Source organism: Microvirga sp. BF8, assembly GCF_059888585.1.
This window is the reverse complement of record NZ_CM187619.1, coordinates 3,910,755-3,934,971: the sequence shown is the minus strand read 5'-3', so window position 1 is coordinate 3,934,971 and position 24,217 is coordinate 3,910,755. Positions and strand designations below refer to the sequence as shown.

Sequence of the window (24,217 nt, the reverse complement as noted above, 5' to 3'; positions counted from 1 at the left end):
GACCGGCATGACGGGTTTTTTCAAGGGGAGCGGCGTCGAACGCCGCCAAGGGGATTCCAATGCGGGCGTTTTTCCTTTGTCTTCTGACCGTGCTGGCGCTCGCCGGCTGCGCCAGCGACCTTCCGCGGACGAGTGAGGTCCTGTCGAGCTCCACGAAGGATGCGGCCGCCGCTGCCGCCCTGATTTCAGCCTACCGGGTCTCCAAGGGCCTGAGTCCGGTAGCGGTTGATCCGCGCCTGAACCAGGCGGCGGAACACCAGGCCAGGGCCGTTGCCGCGGCGGGAACCCTGAGCCACGGCAATTTCAGCAGCCGCATGAACGAGTTCGGCATCCGGGGCTATTCCGCGGAAAACCTCTCGGCCGGTGCCTCCTCGGTCGATGCGGCGATCAAGCGCTGGCAGGCCTCTGCCGGCCACAACGTCAACCTCCTGATGCCGCAGGCCCGCTATATCGGGCTGGCCCGGGCCGATTCGAACAGCCGCTACGGACGCTACTGGGCTCTCGTTCTCGGCCAATAGGATCACGGATACAATATGGGGCGTTGTGCGTTGAGACGTCGGTCTCTACCGTGCGTCCTTCATGACATATCCACAAATCCTCGCCTTTGCCGTCGTCGCCGGGATGATGGCTCTCTTCGTCTGGGGCCGATTCCGGTACGACGTGGTCGCCGCCCTCGCGCTCCTGATCTCGGTGCTGGTCGGTATTGTACCTGCGGACAAGGCATTCTCCGGCTTCAGCGACGACATCGTGATCATCGTGGCAAGTGCGCTTCTGGTCAGCGCCGCGGTGGCACGATCCGGCGTGCTTGAGGCCGGTCTCAACCGCATCGCCCCGTATCTGCGGACGACGCAGATCCAGGTTGTCGCCCTCGTCGCGATCGTGACGCTCCTGTCGGCATTCGTGAAGAACATCGGCGCCCTGGCGATGATGATCCCGGTGGCGTTCCAGATCGCGCGTCGCACGAAAACCCCGCCCTCCAGCTTCCTCATGCCCATGGCGTTCGGCTCCCTGTTGGGAGGGATCGTGACGCTCGTGGGGACGTCGCCGAACATCATCGTCTCGCGGGTGAGGGGTGAACTGCTTGGCGAACCGTTCCACATGTTCGACTTCACCCCCGTCGGCGCGGGGATCGCCGTTGCGGGCGTGATCTTTCTCGCCTTCGGCTACCGGCTGCTTCCGAAGGGGCGGAGGGGTGCCGCGACCCTCGACGAGGCCCTCAACATCACCGATTACGTGACGGAGGCGCGAGTCCCTCCGGAATCCGAGATTGTCGGACAAACGGTTGCCGATCTGCGGAAAATGGCGAACGGGGATGTCAAGGTTGCCGCCATCATCCGCAGCGAGACCCGAAGCTCGTATCCGTTGCCCGACGCCACGATTCGCGGGAACGATGTGCTGATCCTGGAAGGCGAATCAGGCGCCCTGGAAAGCGTTGTTGCCCGGGCCGGGCTGAAGCTCAGCCATGAACATCGGCGTCCCGAGACCGACGAAGCCACCGATGAGATCGGCGTCATCGAGGCCATCGTCGGACCCGGTTCGGTTCTCGCCGGTCTCTCGGCCGAGCGCATCGCGCTTTATGAGCGGTTTCAGGTCAACCTGCTGGCCGTGAGCCGGAGCGGCGTGCGGTTCACGGAGCGGCTGCGCGCCATTACCCTGCGGCCGGGGGATGTGCTCGTCCTCCAGGGCAATCTCAAGAAGTTGCCCGACACGCTGAAGGATCTCGGCTGCCTGCCCCTGGCCGAGCGGGAGATCCGTCTCGGCAATGCACGCCGAAGCCTGCTGCCGATCGCGATTCTGGCGGGGGCGATGGTGCTCGTCGCCTTCGACATCCTGCCCGTCGCCATCGCATTCTTCGGCGCCGGGGTCCTGCTGGTCCTGTTTGGGTCCATCACCTTGCGGGAGGCCTATGAGACCATCGAGTGGCCGATCATCGTCATGCTCGGGGCGCTCATCCCGGTCAGTGAGGCGATTCGCACGACCGGCGGCACGGACCTGATCGCCGCGTGGCTCTCGTCCGTCGCGCAGATGCTGCCGCCGACGGGCGCGCTCATCCTCATCATGATCTCCGCGATGGCGGTGACGCCTTTCCTGAACAATGCCGCAACGGTCCTCGTGATGGCGCCCATCGCGGCGAGCTTCGCGACGCAGCTGGGGTTCAAGCCCGATGCGTTCCTGATGGCAGTCGCCATCGGCGCAGCCTGCGATTTCCTGACCCCCATCGGGCATCAATGCAACACGCTGGTCATGGGGCCCGGCGGCTACCGATTCGGAGACTATTCGCGTCTCGGCCTGCCGCTCTCGATCATCGTCGTGGTGGTCGGCATTCCGCTCATCATGCTGTTCTGGCCGCTGCACTGAGGAACGGACGCAAGACCCGCCCGTTAGCTTCGCAGAGGCAACCATGGAGTATGCGTCATGTCAGAACCCGGACCCTACGATCCGCAACCGCAGCCCCAAACCCCGTTTCCCAATCCCGTGCTTCCCGGCCATACGCCGACCGAGGTTCCGGCCGGCGAGCCGACGGAAATCCCGGCCACCGATCCCGATCTCCCCCCGGCGGAGCCGAATACTCCCAATCCCGGCAGCCCGCCCAATCCGGGGCCGGTGGCCTGAACGCGACGGGAAGCCCGGACCTGGTCCGGGCTTTTCTCTCACAAGCCGCGAATCAGAAGGCGGCCGTCAGCAGGAGCGCCAGACCGGCCGCCGAGGAGGTCAGAGCCACGACCATGGACCAGCAGTGGAGCCGGTCGCGCTCCTCCTGGTTGACCAGAGACCGGAGTCTTGCGTCGGAACGGCCGAGAATAAAGCTGCGGTGCCGCGCCGGAGCAGGGATCGGCCGGACGCTTCCCGACCCGATGAAGGGGCGCTGCCTGCCAGGGACGCCTGAGGTCGAGATCGGTCGATCGAGGGAGGAATCCGAGTTCATGACATTCGCGACGTTCAGGGAACAGGTCATGACCTACCCTCGTCCCGAAGGAGTGAACGGGGAGTAAAGTCCCTGCCGAACCGGAGATCGTCGTAAACCAATTCTTTCCCGCCGGCGCGCCGGTCAGGCCTTCTCCCTATCCGTAAGGATATGATAATACGTATCCATACGGAGCTGATTTCATGAAGAAAGAATTCATATCGATGGCGTTTCTCGCCGTTGCCCTATGCGCCTGCAACGAGACGGGAGGCGCCCGGATGGCAGGGGCGGTCGCCGGCCTGGACCCTACCGGCATCGCGGGAACGGCCGCGAGCTTCGCACAGAGCGCTGCTCCGGCGGACGACGATGCGTCGGAAAACCTGCAGCTGAGCAGGATCGCGACAAGGCTCCGCGATGTTGCCGCCGGCCGGACCGATCGTCCGAACCTGATGGCGGCCGTGGACAGCCAGATGGGTCAGGCCATCGCCATGCAGAACCTGGCCTTGGCGTCGACTATTGCCCAGGCGGCCGTCGGCGGAGCGATGACGGGCGGCGTCGGGCTGCTGGCCGCCGCCCCTGGCATTGCCATGCAGGCCGCATCGACCGGGATGGTGACGGCGCAGATGTCCGCGGCCCGCGGCCAAGTGCAGAGCGCCATGGCCCAGGCCGACGCCGAGCGGGCGGCTTCGCGGGTCGTCCCGCAGGAAGATCGCCCCGTGGAGGCGAACGCGATCCTCTCGGTCATCGACGGGGTGGCCGGGCGCAGTGCCACCTGGAGCAATCCCGAGACGGGCGCTTCGGGCAAGGTCAGCATTCAGCACGTGTCCAACGGAGGAATGCCCGGTCTCGTCTGCCGAATCGTCAATCAGGAGTGGAGAGGGAGCGAGGGCACGCGAAAGGGCGCGACGGTCGTCTGCAAGCAGAATGGAGACTGGTACGATCTTTCCTGAAAACAGGAATCGGGTCGCGGATCGCCCACGGTCATGCCATCAAGGCGCTCGGAACCGTGAGGGCAAGATGGCAGAGACTTCCATTCGGAAAACCATGGCGGCGTCGGACTGGGCGCTTCTGATCGTCCTCTCCGTCGTGTGGGGCGGTTCGTTCCTATTCGTGGGGGTGGCCGTGAAGGAACTGCCGCCTCTTACGATCGTGGCGCTGCGCGTTGTGATGGCTGCCATCGCCCTGAGGCTTGCTCTCGCCGCCCTGGGAATGTCCATGCCGCGGGGGCGGCAGGTCTGGGTCGCATTCCTCGGCATGGGAATCCTGAACAACGCGGTCCCGTTCAGCCTCATCGTATGGGGGCAGAGCCATATCGCCAGCGGATTGGCCTCCATTCTCAACGCGACGACGCCCCTTTTCACGGTCATCGTGGCGCATTTTCTGACCGCCGACGAGCGGTTGACGGGGCAACGCCTCATGGGCGTCTTCGTCGGCTTTGTCGGCGTCGCGGTGATGATCGGAACGGCGGCGCTTTCGGCCTACGATGTCAGCGTCCCAGCCCAGCTCGCGGTTTTGGGAGCCGCCCTGTCCTATGCCTTCGCCGGCGTTTTCGGGCGGCGGTTCCGGGCTATGGGAATCCCGCCGCTGGCGACCGCGACAGGACAGGTGAGCGCGTCGAGCGCATTGCTGCTGCCCGTAGCGCTCGCGGTCGATCATCCATGGGCCCTGCCGGTGCCCAGCACTGGGGCCCTATTGTCCCTGGCGGGGTTGGCCCTCGTCTCGACGGCGTTCGCCTATATTCTCTTCTTTCGCCTGCTCGCACGGGCCGGTGCCACGAATGTGGGGCTCGTGACCTTTCTGATCCCCATCAGCGCGATCCTGTTCGGGATCGTGTTTCTGGGCGAGGAGCTGGAAATGCGGCATGTCGCTGGTATGGCGCTCATCGGCACCGGACTGGTGCTCATCGACGGGCGGCTGGTTTCGGCCCTTCGCGGCTCCGCCGCTTCGGCCGAGCTGCCCGAAGGGAAGCGGGCGGATTGTTGAACCCGCATGGCAGCCATCCTATCTGCGGCATTAGGGACTTCCCTGGGGATATGCTAAGGTCAACCTTTCGAAAGCTTGGCGGAAAGCGCTCTGTCGCCAGGTAAATTCGACCTTTTGCGAACGCAGCCGGGCTGCTCGAGTTCAATCGATGACGCGTCTTGTCCTAAGTCTGTCCGATGATCCGGCTGTCATGGCCGTGGAGCGGGCCATCGCGGAATTTCGCAGTGCGCGCCCGGTCGTGATCGACGGAGCGGAAGGCAGCGTGCTTGCGCTCGGCATCGAAGACCTTGACGAGGCCATGGGAGAGCGGATCGAGGCCGTGGCCGGGGGGCGGGCCCATCTTGTGCTGCCATCGGCCCGCCTGCGCCGGCTGGGGCTCGAGCGCGACGCGGCAGGAGCCGTGGCGCTGCCGTCCGTCGACAGGACGCGGATCGAGATGCTCGCCCTCAAGCTCGACGGCCGCATCGATGCGCCCATTCGCTGCGCGGACGCCTTCGACGAGGAGGCTCTCGAACTGGCCCGCCTGTCTCTTGTTCTGCCGGCGGTGATCGTAGTGCCTCTGGCGGCGGGAATCGTGATCGATTCATCGCTCGCCCGGGTTTCCGGGGCTGCCATCCGCAACCACCGCAGCGCAAAGACGCGGGACATCAGGATCGTCAGCCGGGCGCCCGTGCCGCTCGAGGGAGCTCCCAAGAGCGAATTCGTCGTGTTCCGTGGGGGCGAGGGAATGCGCGACCAGGTCGCCATCGTCGTCGGTTCTCCCGACCTGTCCAAGCCCGTAACGGTGCGCCTGCATTCCGCCTGCCTCACGGGGGACCTCTTCGGCAGCCTGAAATGCGATTGCGGCGACCAGTTGCGTGAAACCATCCACTTCATGGCCCAGAACGAGGGCGGCATCCTGCTCTATCTCGACCAGGAAGGCCGGGGAAACGGAATCGCCAACAAGATCCGCGCCTACAAGCTGCAATCCCAGGGCTATGATACCTACGATGCCGACGAGGTCCTGGGCTTCGGCGCCGACCAGCGCCATTTCGACTTCGCTGCCGTCATGCTGCAGAAACTCGGCGTTTCGGCAGTCCGCCTCCTGACCAACAACCCGGAGAAGATCCGGGCTCTGAAGAAGGCCGGGTTGGATGTCGTCTCGGACCACCGCGTCCTCGGACGGGCGACGGCGGAGAACGTGCGCTATCTCGCCTCCAAGCGCGACCGCGCGGGCCATTACATCGATATCGAGGGATTGCTGGCGTCCTCCGCCAAGGATTGAAACGGCCGCTGCCCGGTCCTGTCCTTCTTTAGTCCATATTGTCGCATGAGTTCGCCGCTCTAACCTTGTTGCGGGCGGACGACCCAGTGGCCTGACCGCCTCAACCACGTACCGGTATCGGCCGGCAGGTCCAGGGGAACGCCCATGTGGAGCCAGGTCTATAATCCGTTCGGGAGCGCTGTTCTCTCGACCATCATCGCGGCCTTGCCGGTCGTCTGTCTGCTCGGTCTCATCGCCTTCGCGAAGATGCAGGCTCATTTTGCAGCAATCATTGCGCTGATCGTCACGTTCCTGATCGCAACCGTCGGATTCGGCATGCCGGGCGGCATGGCCGCCGAGGCAGCGGGTCTCGGGGCTCTGACCGGCCTCTTTCCGATCGGCTGGATCATTCTCAACGTCATCTTCCTCTACCGCCTGACGGTCGAGAACGGCTCGTTCAAGACCCTGCAGGATTCGATCGCCGGAATTACCGCAGATCGGCGTCTCCAGCTGCTCCTCGTCGCGTTCGCCTTCGGCGCATTCTTCGAGGGCGCGGCAGGCTTCGGCACTCCGGTCGCGGTGACGGGTGCGATTCTGATCGGGCTCGGCTTCTCGCCGCTTGCGGCGTCCGGCCTGTCGCTGATCGCGAACACGGCCCCTGTCGCCTACGGCGCCCTCGGCACCCCCATCGTCACCCTGGGCGCCATCACGGGACTCGATCCGATCGCCCTCGGCGCCATGACCGGGCGGCAGTTGCCCTTCTTCTCGCTCATCGTGCCGTTCTGGCTCATCTGGACCTTCGCCGGCTTCCGCGGAATGCTGCAGATCTGGCCAGCCATCCTCGTATGCGGCGTCGCTTTCGCGGTCCCGCAATTCCTGGTGTCGAACTATCACGGCCCCTGGCTGGTGGACGTGGTCGCGTCCCTGGTTTCCATGGCCTGCCTGTTCGGCTTCCTCAAGATCTGGCGTCCCGCCGAGATCTGGACCAGCCCGGCCCTGCGCAGTGGCGAGACCGCCGCAACGCTAGCGAGCCGGCCCGCTTCCCTCAGTGCCGCCGCCACGGCGGAACTTTCGGGAACTCCCCGCCACAGCTCGGGCGACGTGTTCAAGGCCTGGTTGCCATGGATCATCCTCTGTGCCGTCGTCTTCGTTTGGGGAACCCAGACCTTCAAGGATCTCATCAATCCGCTCTATTTCCCGAAATGGACGTTCGAGGGCCTGCACAACATGGTGCAGAAGGTACCTCCCGTTGTGCCGAAGGCCTCGCCCGAGGCGGCCGTCTTTGGCTTCAACATCCTTACCATGACGGGCACGGGCATCCTGCTCGCGGCGCTCATTTCCGGCTTCGTGATGAAGTACTCGCCGCTGCGCTTGATCAGGGCATATGGCGAGACGCTTTGGGTGGTGCGCTATTCCCTCCTCACCATCGCCGCCATGCTCGCGCTTGGGACGCTGACCCGTTACTCCGGCATCGATGCAACGCTGGGTCTCGCCTTTGCGCAGACGGGCTGGCTCTACCCGTTCTTCGCCGCGCTCCTCGGCTGGTTGGGCGTCGCGCTGACGGGCTCGGATACAGCGTCGAATGTTCTCTTCGGCAATCTGCAGAAGATCACGGCGGGCCAGCTCGGCCTCTCCGAGATCCTCATGTGCGCCACCAATTCCAGCGGCGGCGTCATGGGCAAGATGATCGATGCGCAGTCCATCGTGGTCGCGTCCACCGCGACCAACTGGTTCGGGCACGAGGGCGTCATCCTGCGCTTCGTGTTCTGGCATTCGATCGCGCTGGCGTGTCTCGTCGGCGTTCTGGTGATGCTGCAGGCCTATGTCTATCCCTTTACGGCCATGGTCGTTCACTGACCCGCGCGTAAGGTCGACATGAAAACGCCGCCGGCTTCGACCGGCGGCGTTCGTCGTTGACGGCTGAGGAGCCGGATCAGCGCGCCGGCATCCCGGCCTCGACGATCTTTGCCCATAGCGAAACGCCGTATGGCGCCGCCTCATCGTCGAAATTGTAGGCGGGGTGATGCAGGCCGGCCGTATCGCCGTTGCCGACGAAAATATAGGCGCCGGGGCGCTCCTGAAGCATGAAGGAGAAGTCCTCGGATCCCATCATCGGCTGGACGGCGCCATCGACGGCGCCCTCCCCCGCGATCTGCTTGGCGACGTCGACGATGAAGGAGGTCTTCTGCGTGTCGTTGACGGTCACGGGGTAGCCGCGCGAATAGGTGATGGTGGCCTTGGCACCGAAGGCGGCGCAGACACTGTCCACGATGGTGCGGATGCGGTCTTCCGCGAGATCCTGGACCGCCGGCGACAGAGTGCGCACGGTGCCAAGGAGCTCCGCCGTCTGCGGAATGACGTTGAAGGTCTCGCCGGCCTTGATTGCACAGACCGAGACGACAAGCGATTCCAGCGGGTCGACATTGCGTGACGCAATGGATTGCAGGGCGGTGATGACGTGGCTGGCCACCAGGATCGTATCGATGCCGTCGTGGGGCCGCGCCGCGTGGGCACCCTTGCCCTCGATCGTGATGCTGAAGCGGTCCGCCGCCGCCATGATCGGGCCCGGCTTGATGGCGAAATGGCCGACCGGGAGGCCCGGCATGTTGTGCATGCCATACACCTCCTGCACGCCGAAGCGCTCCATGAGGCCGTCCTTCACCATGGCATCGCCGCCTCCGCCGCCCTCTTCGGCCGGCTGGAAGATCATGATGGCGGTGCCATCGAAATTGCGGGTCTCGGCGAGATATTTCGCGGCGCCCAACAACATGGCCGTATGGCCGTCATGGCCGCAGGCATGCATCTTGCCGGGCGTCTTGGACTTGTAGGGCAGGCTGGTTGCTTCCTCGATGGGCAGCGCGTCCATGTCGGCGCGCAGGCCGATCACCTTGCCGGAGGCGTTCGTGCGTCCCTTGATGACCCCGACCACGCCCGTCTGCCCGATGCCCGTCACTACCTCGTCGCAACCGAAGGCCCTCAGCTTGTCGGCGACGATTCCCGCCGTGCGGTGGACGTCGAAAAGAAGCTCCGGATTTTCGTGGAAGTCCTTGCGCCAGGTGGCGATCTCGTCTGCGAGATCGGCGATTCGGTTGATGATCGGCATGGAAGATCCTTGCTCAAATTGGCAGGGGCCAAACGAAGCAGAGGAAGGCGCTGTCCGTCAATTGTAACAGGTAAACAATACGCCGCCTTTCTTCAGCGGCCGCGGTGGAGAACGGCTTTCGGGCGGATGGTGCGGAATTGCCCCCGTTCGATGGCGACAAAGACCAGCACCACCACCACGAGCGCCGTGAACCACCAGATCTGGGCCGTGCCGATCCCGAGGCATCCAAAGGCGTAGGCGGTCGCGAAAGCCGCCATGATCCCCGGCTCCAGGATTGGGCGCTGATCGCCCGACTTGAGCACGGCCGCATGGAGAAGAACGGCTCCCGCGGCCGCTCCGACGAGGCCGAGTTCGTACCAGATCTCGAAGAGCACCGTGTATGGCGCGTTCACGGGCAGCAGGTTGAAGAAACGGCCGCGGAGGGCCGTCTCGAGCCCATGCCCGGTGATCAGGCGAAGCGGTTCGTCGAGAACCACATGCCGCCAGACGTCGAGACTGGCGGCCAGGGGCGAATCGGCCCCCGTGACGGCGACGGCGAGCGGTTTCAGGACAAAGGGTAGCAGAGGGGCGAACAGAAGCAGTCCGGCCATCACCAGTGCAATCAGTCGTGGCGCGCTGCGCGGGGCGATGGCGGTGATGGCAAAGACGATGGCCCCAGCCGCGAGGCCCTGGAGGGCGAGGGTCTCGGCTGCCATGAGCGCTGCAAGAGCGACGATGACGGCGATGAGGAGCGCCTCCAGGCTGCGGCCGCGGGAATGCAGCCAGGCAACTGCCGGCCATACGAGCAGCGCCAGAACGATCATGCCACGCTCCAGGCTCTGCCCGTCCGGATCGAAGCTGAAATCCCCCTCGAAGGCGATGAGCATGCCGAGAAGCGCCGTGAGGCCGACCCCAACGGGGAGAATGTAGAGATTGGCGGAGCGCATGCGGTCCGGAAGCGCCAGATAGCCGGCGAGGCCCAGGAGAGCCATGCTGACGATGTTGAGAAGACGCTCGGATGCCTCCTCAACGAACGGGGTCCAGATCAGGGACAGGGCCGTCCAGACGAGGAGAACAAGACCTGCCGTCCCCCCGGGAGATCTCACGAGGCGCAGAAACTTCTCGCGAGGGTCTCTCGCGCCGCCGTCGATGAGGGCTGCAAGGACCAGCAGGATCACCGCCAGAGGCGCAAGAACCACGACCGCCCGACGGGTCAGCAAGGCGGCGACTGGAATCGCGAAGAGAAGGAGTGCGAAGCCGGTTCGCCGCAGCATCGCTGCGGCGTCGGTGGAGGGATCGGCCGTAAGGGAAGGCGAACGGGCCATGTCAGGCTCGACAATCGAAGGTTGAGGTTCTTTGGAACACGAGCCTAGTGGACCATGGATCCGAAAGCTGTAGGTCCCGTGCAACACCTCCCAGAGGTTTCTGCCTCGGCCCCTCTTCGGGTCATGATCCGCGCGACCTCGTCATTGCTGGCCAAGGACGTGGGCATGGCGGTCGAAGAGCGGACCGGGCAACATGTCCCGCGTCCATGGACGCTCAGCCGTTCCGTCCCCGGATGAGGTTGATGATGCCTGAGAAGTCGTCGCCTTCATGGCCTGCATTGTTGAAGAGGGCATAGAGCTGCGCCGCCTCGGCGCCGAGCGGCGTCGTCGCGCCGGAGGCGAGGGCCGCCTCCTGTGCGAGCTTCAAATCCTTGAGCATTAGGGCCGCCGCGAAACCCGGCTTGTAGTCGTTGTTGGCGGGCGAGGTCGGGACCGGGCCGGGAACGGGACAATAGGTGGTGAGCGACCAGCATTGGCCGGACGAGGTCGAGGCCACGTCGAACAGGGCCTGGTGGGACAGGCCAAGCTTTTCGGCCAGCACGAAGGCCTCTGCGACGCCGATCATCGATATGCCGAGAATCATGTTGTTGCAGATCTTCGCCGCTTGGCCCGCGCCGGCCTCGCCGCAATGGACGACCTTCTTGCCCATCTGGGAGAGGATCGGCTCCGCCTGCGCAAAGGCCTCGACCGTCCCACCCGCCATGAACGTGAGCGTCGCGCCCTTGGCCCCGCCGACACCGCCTGAAACCGGCGCGTCGAGGGAGCGAAGGCCCTGCTCCTTCGCCATGGCATGGGCCTTGCGTGCGCTGTCCACATCGATGGTCGAGCAGTCGATCACCAGGGCGTCGGGCCGCACCTGCCTGAGGATGTCGTTCCAGACCGCAAGCACATGCTTGCCGGCCGGAAGCATGGTGATGACGACGGCGGCGTCCCTCACGCTGTCCTGGGCTGAGCCCGCGATGGCAATGCCGTCCGAACGCGCCTGATTGCAGGAGGCGGGCGAAAGATCGAAACCGGTGACGGTGTGCCCTGCCCTGGCGAGATTGGCGGCCATGGGGCCACCCATGTTGCCGAGGCCGATGAAAGCAATGCTGGTCATGTGTCTCTCGCTCTCCTAGGGACGGTTGCCGCGCCCGACGAGATCCCGCGCCACGATGAGACGCATGATCTCGTTGGTGCCCTCGAGGATCTGGTGGACGCGAAGGTCGCGGACGATCTTCTCGATGCCGTAATCGGCCAGGTACCCGTAGCCGCCATGGATCTGCAGCGCCTGGTTGGCTACCTCGAAGCCCGTATCGGTGGCCATGCGCTTGGCCATCGCGCAGAGCTTCGTCGCGTCCAGCGCCCTTGCATCGAGCGCCGCCGCGGCGCGCCACAGGAACGTGCGCACGCATTCGAGTTCGGTGGCCATGTCCGCGAGCTTGAACTGCAGCGCCTGGAAATCGGCGATGCGCTTGCCGAAGGCCTTGCGATCGTTTGCATAGGCGAGGGCCTTGTCCAGTGCTGCCTGCGCGCCGCCGAGCGAGCACGCGCCGATATTGAGCCGCCCGCCGTCCAGGCCGGACATGGCGATCTTGAAGCCCATGCCCTCGTCGGACAGGCGATTGGCCACCGGCACGCGCACATCCTCGAAGATCACCGCCGCCGTCGGCTGGGCATTCCAGCCCATCTTCTTCTCCTGGGCTCCGAACGAGACGCCGGGCATGTCCTTTTCGATCACCAGGGTCGAAATGCCGGACGGGCCTTCCGCGCCGGTGCGGACCATGGTGACGTAGATGTCGGAGACACCGGCACCGGAGATGAACTGCTTGACGCCATTGACCACGTAATGGTCGCCGTCGCGCACCGCCTTCGTCTTCAGGGCAGCGGCGTCGGAGCCGCTGCCTGGCTCCGTCAGGCAATAGCTGGCGATCAGGTCCATGGTGACGAGGCGGGGAATGAAGCGCTGGCGCTGCTCCTCCGACCCATAGCGGTCGATCATCCATGTCGCCATGTTGTGAATCGACAGATAGGCCGAAACGGCCGGGCATCCCGTGGCAAGCGCCTCGAAGATCAGGGCCGCATCGAGCCGCGTCATGCCCGAGCCGCCGACATCGTCGCGGGTATAGATCGCCGCCATGCCGAGTGCGGCAGCCTCGCGCATCACATCGACGGGAAAGTGCTTCTTCTCGTCCCATTCAAGCGCATGGGGAGCGAGGTTCTCGGCCGCGAAGGCGAGTGCCATATCGCGAATGGCAGCTTGGTCTTCAGTGAGGGAAAACTGGGTCATGATCCGGGATGGTATCCCCTTTAACAACATGGCCGGGAGCCCGGCCATGTCGCATAATGGATCGAAGCCTGCCCAAGTCTAGGGCGTCGTTCGTCTCACTGCATCGTCGGAATGGCGAATTCCGCGCCTTCCTTGGTGCCGGACGGCCAGCGCGAGGTGACTGTTTTGGTCTTGGTATAGAACCGGATCGCGTCCGGGCCGTGCTGGTTGAGATCGCCGAAGCCGGAACGCTTCCAGCCGCCGAAGGTATAATAGGCGAGCGGCACCGGAATTGGCACGTTGATGCCGACCATGCCGACGTTCACCTTGGCGGCGAAGTCGCGGGCAGCATCGCCGTCGCGGGTATAGATCGCGACACCGTTGCCATATTCATGTTCGGTCGGAAGACGAAGAGCCTCGTCGTAGTTCTTGGCGCGAACCACCGAAAGCACGGGGCCGAAAATCTCTTCCTTGTAGATGCGCATGTCGGGACGCACATCGTCGAAGAGGCAGCCGCCCATGTAGAAACCGTTCTCATAGCCCTGCATGGTGAAGTTCCGGCCGTCGACCACGAGCTTGGCGCCTTCTTGGACGCCGAGATCGACATAAGCACGCACCTTGTCGAGATGGGGCTTGGTGATGAGGGGACCGAAATCGGCGGATGGATCGGTGGAAGGGCCGACCTTCAGGCTTTCCACCCGCGGGATCAGCTTGTCCATAAGCGCATCGGCGGTGGCCTTGCCGACGGGAACCGCGACCGAGACCGCCATGCAGCGCTCGCCGGCCGAGCCGTAGCCTGCGCCGATCAGTGCGTCCACCGCCTGATCCATATTGGCGTCGGGCATGATGATCATGTGGTTCTTCGCGCCGCCGAAGCACTGGGCGCGCTTGCCATTCGCGGCAGCGCGGGCATAGACGTACTCGGCGATGGCCGAGGAGCCGACGAAGCCGATGGCCTTGATGTCGGGATCGTCCAGGATCCCGTCGACGGAGTCCTTATCGCCGTTGACCACGTTGAGGATGCCGGCGGGCAGGCCCGCCTCGATCATCAGCTCGGCAAGGCGCATCGGTACGCCGGGATCACGCTCCGACGGCTTGAGGATATAGGCATTGCCGCAGGCAATGGCGGGCGCGAGCTTCCAGAGCGGGATCATCGCCGGGAAGTTGAACGGCGTGATGCCGGCCACGACGCCCAGAGGCTGGCGGATCGAATACATGTCGATGCCGGGGCCGGCGCCCTCCGTGTATTCGCCCTTCAACAGGTGCGGAATACCGGTGCAGAACTCCGCTACCTCCACCCCCCGCTGGATGTCGCCCTTGGCGTCAGAGATCGTCTTGCCGTGCTCGCGGGCAAGCAGCTCGGCCAGCGGATCCATCTCCTTGGCGATCAGTTCCAGAAACTTCATCAGGACGCGGGCGCGGCGCTGCGGGTTGGTGGCGGCCCAGGCAGGCTGCGCCGCCTTGGCGTTCTCGACGGCCTGGCGCAGCTCGTCCTTGGAGGCGAGAGCCACCCGGGCGATGACCTCACCCGTCATGGGCTGGAAAACCTCCGCCGTGCGGCCGGACTTGCCGGGTACGTGCTTGCCGCCGATGAAATGTCCGATCTCGCGCATGGCGTCTTTCCTCCTGAAAATATGTGGCGGGCTCTTCTGTACCATTGTCAAAATCGCACGACTATGGGCGTTAATGAAGTGGCATTGTGCAAAAACACCAATGCAACCGGGTATCCACGATGAGCGCCTTCAACTGGGACGACCTTCGCTTCTTCCTCGCCGTAGCGCGAGCGGGGCGCCTCACCGCTGCCTCGCGACAGCTCGAGGCGGATCATACCACGGTCTCCCGCCGCATCGCCGCTCTCGAGGGAGCCCTGAAGGCCAAGTTGTTCGAGCGCAGCCCGCAGGGCTACGCCCTGACCGAGCAAGGCGAGCGCCTCTTGGCCAGCGCGGAGAGCATGGAAAGCCAGGCACTGGCCGTTGCCAGCGAGCTCGGCGGTTCCGATCTCGCTCTCTCAGGAACGGTCCGAATCGGGGCGCCGGACGGATTCGGCACCTATTTCCTGGCGCCTGAACTCGGTGCCCTGGCCGAGCGCCACCCCGACCTCACCCTGCAGATCGTGGCTCTGCCACGGATCTTTTCCCTATCGAAGCGGGAGGCCGACATTGCCATCACCCTCGAGCAGCCGACGGAAGGCCGTCTGGTTTCGCGAAAGCTCACCGACTACCGGCTGAGGCTCTATGCCTCGGAAGGCTACTTGAATCGTCACGGCCCGATTGCGGAACCGTCAGACCTTGCCGGCAAGACCCTCGTCACTTATGTGCCCGACCTCCTCTACAGCCCCGTGCTCGACTATTTTTCCGGGCTGGAGAAGCTCACTCCACGCCGCTACGAATGTGCGAGTGTGGTTGCGCAGGTCGAGGCCGTACGGGCGGGTGCGGGTATCGGCGTGCTGCACGATTATGCGATCCGGCAGTTCCCCGAATTGCGCGTGATCCTGCCCGGCATCTCCCACTTGCGGACCTATTGGCTCGTTACCCATGCGGAAGTCCGTAGCCTGCGCCGGGTGGAGGAGGTCCAATCGTTCATTCTTGCCCGGGTCAAAGCCAACCGCGGCCTCTTTGCATAGGGGGCGAGACTTCACGCGGACCTTGAGACGGTCTAAGGCTTTTTCAACAAAACCACGGAGTTCTCGATGCCCTCCAAGCTAGACCAGTTGCGCGCCATGACCGTCGTCGTCGCCGATACGGGTGACCTCGATGCGGTCCGCCGCCTGAAACCGCAGGATTGCACCACCAACCCGACACTCCTCCTCAAGGCCGTCGAAAACCCGGCCTATGCGGCCATCGTCGATAGTGCCCTGGGCTGGGGGCGCAGCCAGGGCGGCTCGCGGGAGGGTGTGATCGCCGCCATTTGCGACCGCCTCGCCGTTGCATTCGGCACGGAACTCGCCGGCATCGTGCCTGGACGGGTCTCGACAGAGGTGGATGCGGACCTTTCCTTCGACACCGCGGCCACGGTGGAGAAGGCCCGCGCGATCATCAGGGCCTACCAGGAGCGCGGCATCGGCCGTGAGCGCATCCTCATCAAGGTCGCCTCCACCTGGGAGGGTATCCGCGCGGCGGAAATTCTTCAGAAGGAAGGAATCGACTGCAACCTGACCCTTCTGTTCAGCCAGGTCCAGGCTCAGGCCTGCGCGGAGGCTGGGGCCTATCTCATTTCGCCCTTCGTCGGCCGCATCCTCGACTGGCACGTGAAGGCGGGCGGCGGTCCCTATGCGGGCGATACGGATCCCGGCGTGCTCTCGGTGCGCCGCATCTATGAATCCTACAAGGCGCAGGGGATCAAGACCGTCGTGATGGGAGCGTCGTTCCGCAATGTCGGCGAGATCGAGGCCCTGGCCGGCTGCGACCGCCTCACCATCTCGCCGGCGCTTCTCGACGAACTGGCAGTGGCGCAGGGCGACCTGCCGCGCAAGCTCTCGCCCGACAATGTCGCCAAGGTCCAGCCTGCATCACGTCTCGACGAGAAGAACTTCCGCTTTGCTCTCAACGAAGACGCAATGGCGACCGAAAAGCTTGCCGAGGGAATCCGCTCCTTCGTCAAGGATCTGCGCACTCTGCGGGCCCTGGTCGCGAAGCATCTCGAGGAGGCGAAGGCCGCCTGATGAAAATGGCCCTCGTCGTCATCGATGTGCAGGCGAATATTCTGGCTGTGCCGGGAGCTGCGCGCCCGGCCGTCCAACAGCGCTTCCATGAGGTCCGTACCCGGATTGCCGGTCTCGTCGATCAGGCAAGGGAAAGCGGGGCTCCGATCATCTTCGTCCAGCACGATGGCAGCCTGGGGCATCGCCTCGAGGCTGGGACGCCGGGATGGGAGATTTGCGGCGATCTGCATCGCGCGCCCGAGGACATCGTGGTTCGAAAGACGGCCTGCGATTCCTTCTACGAGACGGATCTTCAATCGGTGCTGTCCGAACACGATGCCAAACATCTCGTGATCGCCGGCCTGATGACGCAATACTGCATTGACACGACATGCCGCCGCGCGGTCACCCTCGGCTACGATGTCTCGCTCGTTGCCGATGCTCATACGACGGCGGATTCCGATCGTTTCACCGTCGAGCAGATCGTGAGCCACCACAATGCCTTGCTCGACGGCTTCGATGCCGGACCGGCGACCATTGCTGTCGTTCCCGCAGGCGAGATCCGCTTTAGGGCAAACAGGGAGGCCGCATAGGATCTCCCCGCCCTGCTGAAGCCTTATGCGCGACCGGCAAGCGCCTTCTCGCGGATCGCCGAGAGCGACATGGCCGGGGTGATGGCCTCCGGGTCGAGAATGCAGTGCAGGATGGCGGGTTTGCTCGAGGTCAGCGCTCGCTGAAGCGCCGGCCCGAATTCCTCCGTCGTTTCCACCCGCTCGCCATAGCCGCCAAAGGCCTTGGCGTAGGCGGCGAAGTCCGGGTTCTTCAGCATCGTTGCCGAGACGCGGCCGGGATATTCGCGCTCCTGATGCATGCGGATCGTCCCATACATGCCATTGTCGATGAGCACGACGAGGATCGGCAGGTCATATTGCACGGCCGTCGCGAATTCCTGCCCGTTCATGAGAAAGTCGCCATCGCCCGCGAACACCACGACAGGGCTGTTCGGCTGGATGCGTTTTGCGCCGACCGCGGCGGGGACGCCGTAGCCCATGGAGCCGGACGTCGGTGCGAGCTGCGTGCCGTAATGACGGAATGGCCAGAAACGGTGGATCCAGGTGGCGAAATTGCCGGCACCATTGCAGAAAATCGTGTCGGTCGGCAGCGCCTCGCGCAGATGGGCCATGACCTCGCCCATCTGCAGATTGCCGGGATGGCGGATCTTCGAAGGATCGCTCCAGGCCAGATAGTTCGCATGAGCGACATCGGTGCCCTCGCTCCAGCGGATCGCGCCGGGAGCCCTGAGGCTTTTGAGAGCGGATGCGAAGGCCACCGGCGAGGCGTTGATGGCGAGATGCGGGCTATAGACGCGGCCGAGTTCGCTCGAATCCGGATGAATGTGTACGAGGGTCTGCCGAGGCGCGGGAATATCGAGCAATGTGTAGGCTTGGCTCGGGATTTCGGACAGCCGGCCGCCCACGAGCAGGACGAGGTCCGCACTCTTGATGCGCTCGAGAAGCTTCGGGTTGACGCCGAGGCCGAGATCGCCCGCATAGGACGGGTGGTCGGCGGAAATGAGCATCTGGCGACGGAAGGTGCAGGCCACCGGTAACTTGAAGTCGGCCGCGAAGCGCGAGAATTCAGCAACCGCTTCGGGCGACCAGCGGCTGCCGCCGATCAGTGCGATGGGGTTCTCGGCCTTGTGCAGCAGCGCCTCGAGTTGTGCCATCTGCTCCTGCCCGGGATAGCTTTCGATCACCGTATAGCGCGGCGCATCCGCGACGCTTGCGACCTCGGTGAGCACATCCTCGGGCAACGCGATCACGACCGGGCCGGGTCGGCCTGATGTTGCGACATGGAAGGCGCGCGAGACGATTTCGGGGAATCGCGCTGGATCGTCGACCTCGGTCGCCCATTTGACCATGGCGCCGAAAGCTGCGCGGTAGTCGAGTTCCTGGAACGCCTCACGCTCGCGCATTCCGCGCTCGATCTGGCCGACGAACAGGATCATCGGCGTCGAGTCCTGCTTGGCGATGTGCAGGCCCGGGGAGGCATTGGTGGCTCCTGGGCCACGGGTCACGAAGCAGATGCCCGGGCGGCCTGTCAGCTTGCCATAGGCTTCCGCCATCATGGCGGCTCCGCCTTCCTGTCGGCAGACGGTGACATTGATGTCGGCATCATGCAGCGCATCGAGCGCCGCAAGATAGCTCTCTCCCGGAACGCAGAAGATGTGATCGACCCCTTGGAGGAGAAGCTGGTCGACGAGAATCTGGCCGCCGGTGCGGGAGGGCGCTGTCATGGGAGGCTCACGAAGAAAGGAGGGAACTGACGAAGAGAGGAGAGGAGAGGAGAGGGGAGGAGGGCAGCGCTGTGCCGCCCTCCGCTATGGGACACGGTCGTCTCAGGCGTCAACGTCGAACTTGACGCCCTGGGCGAGCGGAAGGGTCGTGCCGTAATTGATCGTGTTGGTGGCGCGGCGCATATAGGCTTTCCAGGCGTCCGAGCCGGCCTCGCGACCGCCGCCGGTCTCCTTCTCGCCGCCGAACGCGCCACCGATCTCCGCACCGGAGGGTCCGATATTGACGTTGGCGATGCCGCAATCCGAGCCCGCTGCCGAGATGAAGGTCTCAGCCTCGCGCATGTCCAGCGTGAAGATCGAGGAGGACAGGCCCGCCCCGACCGCGTTGTGCTGTTCCAGGACCGCGTCGAAGTCGGAGTAGCGCATCACATAGAGGATCGGCGCAAAAGTCTCGCGCACCACAGGACCCTTCTGCTCCGGCATTTCGACGAGGGCCGGCCGGGCATAGTAGCCATTGGCGCATTCGCCCTCTGTAAAGCGGCCGCCGCCATGGACGATTCCGCCCGCCGCGCGTGCCTCGTCGAGGGCGCGCTCCATTCCATCGAACGCGGCCTTGTCGATCAGGGGCCCGACGAGGACGCCGTCTGCGCGCGGATCACCGATCTTGACGCCGGCATAGACCTTCTTCAGGCGCGGCACGAGCTTGTCGTAAACGCTTTCATGCACGAAGAGGCGGCGCAGCGTTGTGCAGCGCTGCCCGGCCGTGCCCATGGCCGCGAAGGCGATGCCGCGGAGTGCCAGATCGAGATCGGCCGTCGGCGCCACGATGGCGGCATTGTTGCCGCCAAGCTCGAGGATTGCCCGGGCGAAGCGCGCCGCGAGCTTGGGGCCGACCTGGCGGCCCATGGCGGTCGAGCCGGTGGCGGAGAGGATCGGTACGCGATGGTCGTCGACGAGAATCTCGCCGATTTCTCGGCCGCCGAGGAGAACCGAGGACAGGCCCTCCGGCACGCCGCCGAAGCGCTTGGCGGCGCGTTCGACGATGGCCTGGGTCGCAAGCGCGGTCAGCAGGGTCTTCTCGGAGGGCTTCCACACCACGGAATCGCCGCAGACAAACGCGAGCGCCGCGTTCCACGACCACACGGCGACAGGAAAGTTGAAGGCGGAGATGACGCCGCAGACGCCCAGGGGATGCCAAGTCTCCATCATGCGGTGATCGGCGCGCTCGGTGGCGATGGTGAGACCGTAGAGCTGGCGCGACAGTCCGACGGCGAAGTCGCAGATGTCAATCATCTCCTGCACCTCGCCGAGGCCCTCGGAGGTCACCTTGCCGGCCTCCAGGGTCACGAGGCGGCCGAGGTCGTCCTTGGCTGCGCGAAGCTCCTCGCCGATCAGGCGCACGAATTCCCCGCGCCTCGGGGCAGGAATCTTGCGCCAGGCCTTGAAGGCGGCGTCGGCACGGCCGATGGCGGCCTTGGCATCGTCCGGGGTCGTTTCGCGGATATGGACGAGGGTCTCGCCGGTGATGGGCGATGTGGCCGGTCGACCGGCCGGCGCGAAGACGCTCTCCGGAACGCCCAGGCGCTTCAGGATGGAACGGGCTTCCTCAGCGATGCTCGACAGAGCGGCGGGAACGGCCTTGAGGGCAGCTTGGTCGCGGACGGACATCTTCAATCTCCCATGGGAAAGGGTGTTCGGGCCCGATCGGGCCCGCCACCTCCGCTTCTCGTTTGAACGAAAACGGTGGCGGCCTTACGTGCCACCGTCTTAAAGCATGATCGGGAAAAGCGAGAACCGCTTTTCCCGAATAAGATCATGCGTTTTCGGAAAGACCCTGAACCTGGTTCTCCCGTCCTGGAACAAGGAGAAGTTTCAGGCTGTTATGCGGCGAGACCGGCCTTGTCGTCGAGGCGCTCACCGGCATAGACCCGGCCGAAGCGGTTGGCCAGGAAGGTGTCGAGGTCGATCTCCTCCTGCCGCCGGAAACCCTGTTTTTCGATCTTGCCGGCGACGAGCAGGTCCAGCATGGCGCAGATGCCCGCCGCCGTGGTCACCTGGATGGCCGTACGCTGCCGCCCCCCGATGGTCTGGCCATAGATGCTGCGGGCATAGGTTTCCTGCACGTGCCGGCCGTTGCGCTCACCAGTCACGGTCACGAACACGATTACCATATCCTGCATGGTGGAGGGTACGGCCTGCTCGAGGATGTCCTTGAGGACCTCACGGCGGTTGCGCAGCTGAAGGTCGTTCAGGAGGACCCGCATCAGGGCGCAATGGCCGGGGTAGCGGATGGTCTTGTAGTTGAGCGTCCGGACCTTGCCCTCCAGGGTTTCGCACAGAGTGCCGAGCCCGCCCGAGGTGTTGAAGGCCTCGTAGCGCGTGCCATCGAGGGAGAATTCCTCTAGCTCTTCCATGGCAGGAACTTCACGAAGCTTGCCGTCGACCACTGCCTCGCAGCGCTCGATATACTCGTTGATGACCCCGTCCGTACTCCAGGTCAGGTTATAGGAGAGGGCGTTCGAAGGGTATTGCGGCAGGGCGCCGACCCGCAGGCGAACCGTGTCGAGCTTGTCGAAGCGGCTGGCGATGTCATGGGCGACGATGGAGATGAAGCCAGGAGCGAGGCCGCACTGCGGAATGAAGGCCGTTGTGGCGCCTTCCGCGAGCTCCTTCACCATGCGCGTGGTGGCGACATCCTCGGTGAGGTCGAAATAGTTGACGCCCGCTAGGCGCGCGGCCTGGGCCACGTGGCCGGTCAGGTGATAGGGGGCAGCGCTCAGGACCGCGTAGTGTCCCTTCAGGGCAGCCTGCAGGGCAACCGCGTCGTTGAAATCGAGCTGGACCGTCTTGACGCCGTCCCTGGCAATAGCCGCGAGAGCGGCCGCGGAGGCATCCGCAACGGTCACGGCGTAGTCGCCAGTCTCGTGCAGCATGTCGGCGATGGTGGAGCCGATTTTGCCGGCACCGATGACGAGAGTGGAATGCATAACTGAACCTCCGGGTTATACTGGAAGAAAAAGGCATGTGACTGCAGAACGCCATAGACAGGACGACGAAAAGCCGAATAGTTTACGGCGAAACGCCGTAGTGAATGGCCATAACGATGCTCGATGCGACGGACCGCGCCCTGATCGCCCTGCTCCGCGAAAATGCCCGGATCGGCCACGCCGAAGCCGCGCGGCGGCTCGACCTCTCCCGCACGACGGTGCAGGCTCGGGTCGAGAGCCTTGAGAGGCGCGGTGTCATCGTCGGCTATACGGTCCGGCTGGCCGAGGAGGTGAGCCGCCGCATGGTGCGGGCGCATGTCACCATCGTCGTGGCACCCAAGGCCTCCGCGAGTGTCGTTGCCGCATTGCAACGCATGGAGGAGTTGCGCGCTTTGCATTCTGTTGCCGGTGTTTTCGATCTTCTTGCGGTGGTAGAGGCTGAGGATGTTCCCTCCCTCGACACCGCCATCGACCGAATCGGCGCCATAGAGGGTGTCGAGCGCACCCAGTCCTCCATCATACTTTCAACGAAATTCGAACGATGACCTCCACCGCTTCAAACTTCGCCGATGTCGTGATTGTCGGAGGCGCCGTCATGGGTTCCTCCGTTGCCTTCCATCTGCTCTCCGATCTCGGGTTCAAGGGGCGCGTCATCGTTGTCGAGAAGGATCCGACCTACACGCTGTCCGCGTCGGCTCTGTCGGCGGCGTCCATTCGCCAGCAATATTCGAGCGCGGTGAATATTCGCATCTCGCTCTACGGTATCCAGTTCCTGCGCAGCATCGGCGAACACCTCGCGGTGGATGGCGAGCGGCCCGAGATCGACCTTAAGGAAGGTGGGTATCTTTATTGCGCGACGGCGGCTGGCGCTCCTGTCCTCGAAGAAAACCAGGCGCTGCAGACCGCGGAAGGCGCCGATATCCTCCTGCTCGACCCGTCGGCTCTGAGCGCACGCTTCCCCTGGCTCAACGTCGAGGATCTTGCCGCCGGCACCTGGGGCCGCACCGGAGAGGGCTGGTTCGATGGCTGGGGCCTGCTCCAGGCCTTCCGCAAGAAGGCCCGCTCTCTCGGGGCGGACTATGTCAAGGGAGAGGTGGTCCATGTCGAGCGAGACGGTGGCCGCGTGGTTGCCGTCCGGTTGGCCGACGGAACGCGCATCGCCTGCGGCAGTCTCGTCAACTGCGCCGGATCGGGCGGTCGCGCAGTCGCCGCGATGGCGGGCCTCGAGATCCCGGTTCAGGCAAAGCGCCGCTACGTCTTTACCTTCACGTGCCGCGACAGGGTGGATAATTGCCCATTGCTGATCGACACGACGGGGGCCTATGTCCGGCCCGAGGGAGAAGGTTTCATTTGCGGGGCGTCACCCGAAGCCGATCTCGATCCGGATTGGAAGGATGAGGATCCTGCCTCCCAGGAAATCGATTTCTCGTTCTTCGAGGAGTTCATCTGGCCTGCGCTGGCCCACCGGATCCCAGCTTTCGAGGCCATCAAGACGGGCCGCGCCTGGTCGGGACCCTACGACATGTCGCTTCTCGACCACAATGCCATCATCGGCCAAGCCGGCGACATGGAGAATTTCTACCTCTGCAACGGGTTCTCCGGCCATGGCTTGCAGCAAGCACCCGCGATCGGCCGGGGGCTCGCCGAGCTGATCCTTCACGGACGTTACAAGACGCTGGACCTCTCGGAGCTCGGTTATGAGCGAGTGCGAGCGAACCGCCCCCTCCTGGAGCGGAACGTCATCTGAACGAGAGGCTCGACAAAATAAGGTTCGTTCACGCGCTCCGATAGGACCAGACGGCAGAGCGCCGATCGGTTTCCCGATGAAGCGGGCCCTTCACGTCGGCCATAACCCCGTCACGGCGAAGCTCGTTGACGCCAGGGCGCTCTTCCCGTCCTTCGCCAGGACTTCCGATCGGAACAGTACTGCGGCCTGACCGCGCATCGCCCGCCCCCAGGTCTGAGGTCCCGAGATCATCCGCGCCACCGGCCAACGCTCCCATGCCGGGAAGCGAGTCGGTATTCGTCAGTCCTTCAGCCGGAACGCCTGCGGCAAGGGGCGTGCCGGCCTCGGACGTCCCTGCATCGTCATTCCCACTGGCCCCGTCGAGACGGACAGGCTCGAACATTTCAAGGGTGCGGATGGCGTTGTCTCTATCGGCTGAGCCGACCTGCGCGGCGACAAGGGTATGGCCCTGCCTCAGATTGCGCTCGAACGCACGCAGGTCCTCCTCGGGCAGCGAAAGTTGCTTCAGAGCGTCGAGGACATCGCCGTGATCTGCGGAGAGGGACCGAAATCCCGAAATGGAGGATATCTTGCGGCTTGTGGGAATGCCCATTGCCGTCATCCGGGATGAAGCTATTCCCACTTCCATCAATGCCTGCAGAGCCTTCTGCGCCTGTCCGCTATTATTGAAGATCGCCGTCACGAGATGGGGCATGAAAGTCTTCCGTTGGGGGAACGATTTCTTCAACGAATTCAGTCCCCCGACGTTCCGGCCCACCATT

The 24,217-nt window shown here is 64.4% G+C and carries 22 protein-coding genes; 12 read left to right on the top strand and 10 right to left on the bottom strand.

What is annotated here, in order from left to right; all coding sequences use genetic code 11:
• The first annotated feature begins 59 nt into the window (after positions 1-59).
• From AC522E_RS18545 to AC522E_RS18535, 3 genes are all read left to right on the top strand, one after another.
• Positions 60-518 carry a CAP domain-containing protein gene (locus tag AC522E_RS18545; protein ID WP_500747704.1) on the top strand — a complete coding sequence of 153 codons (459 nt, stop codon included), beginning with the start codon at positions 60-62 and terminating at the stop codon, positions 516-518.
• 61 nt (positions 519-579) lie between these two features.
• On the top strand, positions 580-2,358 hold the full coding sequence (locus AC522E_RS18540; protein ID WP_500747703.1) for an SLC13 family permease: 1,779 nt from the start codon (positions 580-582) through the stop codon (positions 2,356-2,358).
• A gap of 57 nt (positions 2,359-2,415) precedes the next feature.
• Positions 2,416-2,613, top strand: coding sequence for a hypothetical protein (locus AC522E_RS18535; protein ID WP_500747702.1), 198 nt, complete (start codon positions 2,416-2,418; stop codon positions 2,611-2,613).
• 52 nt (positions 2,614-2,665) lie between these two features.
• On the opposite strand, the gene AC522E_RS18530 is transcribed toward AC522E_RS18535, so the two are convergent.
• Complete coding sequence (locus tag AC522E_RS18530) at positions 2,666-2,956, bottom strand: hypothetical protein (RefSeq protein WP_500747701.1); 291 nt, start codon at positions 2,954-2,956, stop codon at positions 2,666-2,668.
• Between the two features lie 152 nt (positions 2,957-3,108).
• On the opposite strand from AC522E_RS18530, the gene AC522E_RS18525 reads away from it, so the two are divergent.
• From AC522E_RS18525 to AC522E_RS18510, 4 genes are all read left to right on the top strand, one after another.
• Positions 3,109-3,855, top strand: a complete 747-nt coding sequence (locus tag AC522E_RS18525; RefSeq protein WP_500747700.1) for a hypothetical protein — start codon at positions 3,109-3,111, stop codon at positions 3,853-3,855.
• Positions 3,856-3,922: 67 nt separating this feature from the next.
• Positions 3,923-4,888 carry a DMT family transporter gene (locus AC522E_RS18520; protein WP_500747699.1) on the top strand — a complete coding sequence of 322 codons (966 nt, stop codon included), beginning with the start codon at positions 3,923-3,925 and terminating at the stop codon, positions 4,886-4,888.
• A 148-nt stretch (positions 4,889-5,036) separates the two neighbouring features.
• A complete protein-coding gene (gene ribA / locus AC522E_RS18515) occupies positions 5,037-6,152 on the top strand; it encodes a GTP cyclohydrolase II RibA (protein ID WP_500747698.1) in 1,116 nt (371 codons plus the stop codon).
• 144 nt (positions 6,153-6,296) lie between these two features.
• The gene (locus AC522E_RS18510; protein WP_500747697.1) at positions 6,297-7,988 is read left to right on the top strand and encodes an L-lactate permease; all 1,692 of its coding nucleotides are present in this window, start codon (positions 6,297-6,299) and stop codon (positions 7,986-7,988) included.
• Between the two features lie 76 nt (positions 7,989-8,064).
• On the opposite strand, the gene AC522E_RS18505 is transcribed toward AC522E_RS18510, so the two are convergent.
• The 5 genes from AC522E_RS18505 to AC522E_RS18485 form a co-directional block, all read right to left on the bottom strand.
• Positions 8,065-9,234: a M20 aminoacylase family protein gene (locus AC522E_RS18505; RefSeq protein ID WP_500747696.1), complete on the bottom strand. Its 1,170-nt coding sequence runs from the start codon at positions 9,232-9,234 to the stop codon at positions 8,065-8,067.
• A 92-nt stretch (positions 9,235-9,326) separates the two neighbouring features.
• Complete coding sequence (locus AC522E_RS18500; protein ID WP_500747695.1) at positions 9,327-10,538, bottom strand: peptide ABC transporter permease; 1,212 nt, start codon at positions 10,536-10,538, stop codon at positions 9,327-9,329.
• Between the two features lie 214 nt (positions 10,539-10,752).
• On the bottom strand, positions 10,753-11,637 hold the full coding sequence (gene mmsB, locus AC522E_RS18495; RefSeq protein WP_500747694.1) for a 3-hydroxyisobutyrate dehydrogenase: 885 nt from the start codon (positions 11,635-11,637) through the stop codon (positions 10,753-10,755).
• A gap of 15 nt (positions 11,638-11,652) precedes the next feature.
• On the bottom strand, positions 11,653-12,807 hold the full coding sequence (locus AC522E_RS18490; protein ID WP_500747693.1) for an isobutyryl-CoA dehydrogenase: 1,155 nt from the start codon (positions 12,805-12,807) through the stop codon (positions 11,653-11,655).
• A gap of 95 nt (positions 12,808-12,902) precedes the next feature.
• On the bottom strand, positions 12,903-14,399 hold the full coding sequence (locus tag AC522E_RS18485; protein ID WP_500747692.1) for a CoA-acylating methylmalonate-semialdehyde dehydrogenase: 1,497 nt from the start codon (positions 14,397-14,399) through the stop codon (positions 12,903-12,905).
• A 119-nt stretch (positions 14,400-14,518) separates the two neighbouring features.
• Here AC522E_RS18485 and AC522E_RS18480 point away from each other — a divergent pair, with 119 nt between their 5' ends.
• The 3 genes from AC522E_RS18480 to AC522E_RS18470 all read left to right on the top strand — a co-directional run bounded on the left by AC522E_RS18480 (position 14,519) and on the right by AC522E_RS18470 (position 17,019).
• Positions 14,519-15,409: a LysR family transcriptional regulator gene (locus AC522E_RS18480; protein WP_500747691.1), complete on the top strand. Its 891-nt coding sequence runs from the start codon at positions 14,519-14,521 to the stop codon at positions 15,407-15,409.
• Positions 15,410-15,475: 66 nt separating this feature from the next.
• Positions 15,476-16,447: a transaldolase gene (tal, locus tag AC522E_RS18475; protein WP_500747690.1), complete on the top strand. Its 972-nt coding sequence runs from the start codon at positions 15,476-15,478 to the stop codon at positions 16,445-16,447.
• Entirely contained in the window at positions 16,447-17,019 is a 573-nt protein-coding gene (locus tag AC522E_RS18470; RefSeq protein ID WP_500747689.1) for a cysteine hydrolase family protein, read from the top strand. Before tal ends, AC522E_RS18470 begins: the two co-directional genes overlap by 1 nt.
• Positions 17,020-17,042: 23 nt before the next feature.
• Here the strand turns inward: AC522E_RS18470 and AC522E_RS18465 are convergent, their stop codons facing one another.
• The 3 genes from AC522E_RS18465 to AC522E_RS18455 all read right to left on the bottom strand — a co-directional run bounded on the left by AC522E_RS18465 (position 17,043) and on the right by AC522E_RS18455 (position 21,709).
• Positions 17,043-18,722: a thiamine pyrophosphate-binding protein gene (locus AC522E_RS18465; RefSeq protein WP_500747688.1), complete on the bottom strand. Its 1,680-nt coding sequence runs from the start codon at positions 18,720-18,722 to the stop codon at positions 17,043-17,045.
• Positions 18,723-18,824: 102 nt separating this feature from the next.
• Positions 18,825-20,390, bottom strand: a complete 1,566-nt coding sequence (gene amaB, locus AC522E_RS18460) for an L-piperidine-6-carboxylate dehydrogenase (RefSeq protein ID WP_500747687.1) — start codon at positions 20,388-20,390, stop codon at positions 18,825-18,827.
• Positions 20,391-20,602: 212 nt separating this feature from the next.
• Complete coding sequence (locus AC522E_RS18455; RefSeq protein ID WP_500747686.1) at positions 20,603-21,709, bottom strand: saccharopine dehydrogenase family protein; 1,107 nt, start codon at positions 21,707-21,709, stop codon at positions 20,603-20,605.
• Positions 21,710-21,825: 116 nt separating this feature from the next.
• Here AC522E_RS18455 and AC522E_RS18450 point away from each other — a divergent pair, with 116 nt between their 5' ends.
• Positions 21,826-22,254, top strand: coding sequence for an Lrp/AsnC family transcriptional regulator (locus AC522E_RS18450; RefSeq protein WP_500750757.1), 429 nt, complete (start codon positions 21,826-21,828; stop codon positions 22,252-22,254).
• Complete coding sequence (locus tag AC522E_RS18445) at positions 22,251-23,456, top strand: NAD(P)/FAD-dependent oxidoreductase (RefSeq protein WP_500747685.1); 1,206 nt, start codon at positions 22,251-22,253, stop codon at positions 23,454-23,456. Before AC522E_RS18450 ends, AC522E_RS18445 begins: the two co-directional genes overlap by 4 nt.
• 28 nt (positions 23,457-23,484) lie before the next feature.
• Here AC522E_RS18445 and AC522E_RS18440 read toward each other — a convergent pair whose 3' ends face one another.
• Positions 23,485-24,150: a hypothetical protein gene (locus AC522E_RS18440; protein ID WP_500747684.1), complete on the bottom strand. Its 666-nt coding sequence runs from the start codon at positions 24,148-24,150 to the stop codon at positions 23,485-23,487.
• Positions 24,151-24,217: the final 67 nt, after the last annotated feature.